Genomic DNA, 2,918 nt, shown 5'->3' with positions numbered 1-2,918 from the left:
GCGAGAACCGACCGGCGCCTGAGCCACACTGGAACCACCGGTTCCGCACCACGCCGCACCTGGCGAAAAGTTGAACCAAATCATCCTTGAATCGGGAACGAAAAATGTCATCTGACCTTACCTAACCAACGGTCACATCGGTGGCCGCGTCCGGATGGCCAGCGCGCCGTCATATCCTGCGAGGCCCGCCATGCAGCTACAACCCGTCGACCGTGCCATCAGCATTTACGAAGCCCTTGCCGACCGCACGGAGCCGCGCGGCGCGCGCGCCAAGCTGACGCAACATCTCGATCGCCTCTACCTCGATGGCGAGCGCGACCCGCACCGCCTCACCGTGCACGGGCTGTCGTTCCTGCGCGATTTCGAGCGCCGACAGAACGGCTGATAGCAGAGGCAGCGGCGCAGCCCCGCAGGGCCAGCATTGAACATGACGCGGGATCGCGAGCTATCATCGGCGCGGTAGCCGACGCTGAATGCGCGTAATTTGCAGGTCGCATTTAATCCGGGCTTAGATGATTTCGTCGATACCGGGGTCTTTCAGACGATCGTTTTGAAAGACCATGATGATTGAAGAAAAAGTCAAAATCAAATGCAGCAAGTGCACGTCGATTTTCCGCGAGCGCGCGACCCGGCTGCGCAATGGCCATCAGCTCAACTGTCCTCAGTGCAACAAGCTGATCACCTTCGACAGCGGCTCCGAGGATCCGAACATCCGCAAGGCACTGCAACGCGCCCGCGAAACGCGTCTGGCGCTGGACGACGCCGCGGCCCTGAAGCGCGGCGCCGACCGCATCGCGCTGGACGCGCGATGACCGGGCTAAAGCAGGGTAGAACCGGGTTGAACTGCTCCGGCGGCCTCGGGCGTCCGCGCCCTGGCCGAGCCGGTCGCCGCTTTTGAGCGGTGTGTTCCCGGCTACAGCGCAGCACTGGGATCGCTCCAGGAGATGCACGGTCAGTATCCAGTGCCAACATCAGGAAACGTTCCTGGTGGCAGATCCCGGCTGGCAATCCACTCGGCGCTTGCCGGCAGTTCACCATCGGTTGCCATGAAATCTCTCACCGGCGGCCAAGCCAGCGGGAAGGGAACAAACAATGCGACGGGCCACATGTCGCCCTGCAGCGACTTCACAAACTTGCCGAACTGCGTGCAATCGCCTTTTGAATAGTAGCTGAATTTAGTACGCGAGCGCCCGTCCCATTTGCTGTAACCAAGGAAAACACCGAGATGCGGATGACCGAGCATCGAAAGGGCCGCGTTCACTCGCTCCTGCTCCGGCAAAGCATCGGTTCCGCTTAGGCCATCAATGCTGATACCCCAATGGTCGTTGCCGCCCTGGTAGGACCATTCCTGTCCCTTCGGAGCGAGGAAGAAGCGCTCGATTTCAGCAGGCAGCGGCCACCCCGACCTCTCAAAGCTATCGAAGTGAATTGTTTTTTTCACTTACGCCGCCATATGAGCCATTGGCCGTTCCACATTTCGCTCCTGGTCCCCGTACCCCGCTCGACAATGACAACATAGGGATTTCCTAATTCCAATCCAAGCTTTGGCAAAACTTGACCGCAACTATAACAAACTTCGCGATCAACTTCCATTTCGATTGTTCTGTTTTCTAGAGAGCCGAATCTATACGCGGCTCGGATCAGGAGATTTGGTTCGGCGTGAAACAGCGAATTATTCGGTATCGCCCCAATGTTACCTGTCGCCATTACATCGGGGTATTTCTGAATAAGAGCGTTTCGAGCGTCTATTGCTCGTGCGAGATCTGCGGTGGTGTAGCCTGGAGCCCAACGATTGACGCCAACGAAAAGTTGGTCGTCGACCATGCTTACGGTAACAGTGTCTTTGTCTTGGGGCCAGATCGGGTCGCCAAACAGGTTTGGCGCGTTGTTGATAGTACGATAGATATCGATCCACGCCCCGCCGTCGAAAGTTCGCGGCGACGAACCAGTTCGAGGCAACTAATCCAGCGGGGGCCATAATTCCCACCAATGCCTGTTCGAAGGCGAGTAAGGTAGGACTCCGCATAGACGGCGCGCGCTTCGGCAGTACTGATCGCACCATTGATACTGCCGGGCGCTTCGATGCTTTGGTCACGCGGCTGCCAGCTTGGTTCGTAGCGCCGAATTTGCGTCAGCGCATTCTCGGGACGAGCAACGGCTTGATCGAGGCGCACAAGCTGCCCCGGCGTCGCTCCTGGAAAATAGTCGGTCGGACCGCCGCGTCCCCGCGTCCCGCCGGCCACTTCCTCGAGATTGTCCGCAAAATCGTCCGGGTTCGCATTCGGAATTGGTCGCGGGTCATCACCGATGCTTCCCAGCAGCGAATTCCAGTCGTCCAGGCCGCCAGAGCTTTCGGGCTCAGCAAATCCAAGCGGCATATCACCTGTCGCCGCGACGTCCTCGCTGCCTTCAAGGGGGCCATCACCAGAATTGCCGAAGGAGATGTCGCCAGAACCACCGCCTCCGCCCTCCGTTTCATTCGTCCAGCGTCCGCCGCCGGGACGCCCGGCAGGAATGCGGCGTTGGGTCGGGCTGTATTTCAGCGCCAGGTAGACATCCGCGGGATCGCTGCCCGGCTTCAGGAAGCGCGCGACGTCGGGGCGGATGTCGCGCGCCGCGTCGGGGCGCATGAAGCGCGCTACATCGGGCCGCATGAACCGGGCACGCTGATGCGCATGCCAGATGGCATCACGATCGATCATGGCGATGTCCGCGAAAGAGAGACGGAAGTCACGTGTCTTGGACGCCGGCGTTTGAAATGCCCCGGCCTGCAGCGCGCGTGAGCCGGGCGACCGTGCCCTAGCCGAGCCGGTCGCCGCCTTCGATCGGCGCGTAGCCGACCGCTTCGCGCTTCTCGTTCAATGTCAGGAACGCGGCGCTGGAGACGCGCTCCCACAGCGCGGCGCGGTCGGCGCTCA

Annotated in this window: 4 protein-coding genes; 2 read left to right on the top strand and 2 right to left on the bottom strand. The window is 60.5% G+C overall.

Translation table 11 applies throughout. The annotated features are described in order from the left end of the window. Positions 1–190 precede the first annotated feature (190 nt). Both Q0S16_RS19095 and Q0S16_RS19090 read left to right on the top strand, forming a co-directional pair. On the top strand, positions 191–385 hold the full coding sequence (locus Q0S16_RS19095; RefSeq protein ID WP_295851518.1) for a hypothetical protein: 195 nt from the start codon (positions 191–193) through the stop codon (positions 383–385). A gap of 178 nt (positions 386–563) precedes the next feature. Further along, complete coding sequence (locus tag Q0S16_RS19090; protein ID WP_295851516.1) at positions 564–812, top strand: hypothetical protein; 249 nt, start codon at positions 564–566, stop codon at positions 810–812. Between the two features lie 140 nt (positions 813–952). Here Q0S16_RS19090 and Q0S16_RS19085 read toward each other — a convergent pair whose 3' ends face one another. Together Q0S16_RS19085 and Q0S16_RS19080 are read right to left on the bottom strand one after the other, a co-directional pair. Next, entirely contained in the window at positions 953–1,441 is a 489-nt protein-coding gene (locus tag Q0S16_RS19085) for a hypothetical protein (RefSeq protein WP_295851513.1), read from the bottom strand. Between the two features lie 385 nt (positions 1,442–1,826). After that, complete coding sequence (locus Q0S16_RS19080) at positions 1,827–2,702, bottom strand: hypothetical protein (protein ID WP_295851510.1); 876 nt, start codon at positions 2,700–2,702, stop codon at positions 1,827–1,829. Positions 2,703–2,918 lie beyond the last annotated feature (216 nt).

The sequence above is a fragment of the Tardiphaga sp. genome (assembly GCF_025356345.1).
Lineage (GTDB): Bacteria > Pseudomonadota > Alphaproteobacteria > Rhizobiales > Xanthobacteraceae > Tardiphaga.
The sequence above is the reverse complement of the archived record's forward strand: the minus strand, read 5'-3'. Positions and strand labels throughout refer to the sequence as shown.

Coding starts and splice junctions, on each gene's coding strand:
- Q0S16_RS19090 (WP_295851516.1), top strand. CDS start 564: ATGATTGAAGAAAAAGTCAAAATCAAATGCAGCAAGTGCACGTCGATT.
- Q0S16_RS19080 (WP_295851510.1), bottom strand. CDS start 2,702: ATGATCGATCGTGATGCCATCTGGCATGCGCATCAGCGTGCCCGGTTC.
- Q0S16_RS19095 (WP_295851518.1), top strand. CDS start 191: ATGCAGCTACAACCCGTCGACCGTGCCATCAGCATTTACGAAGCCCTT.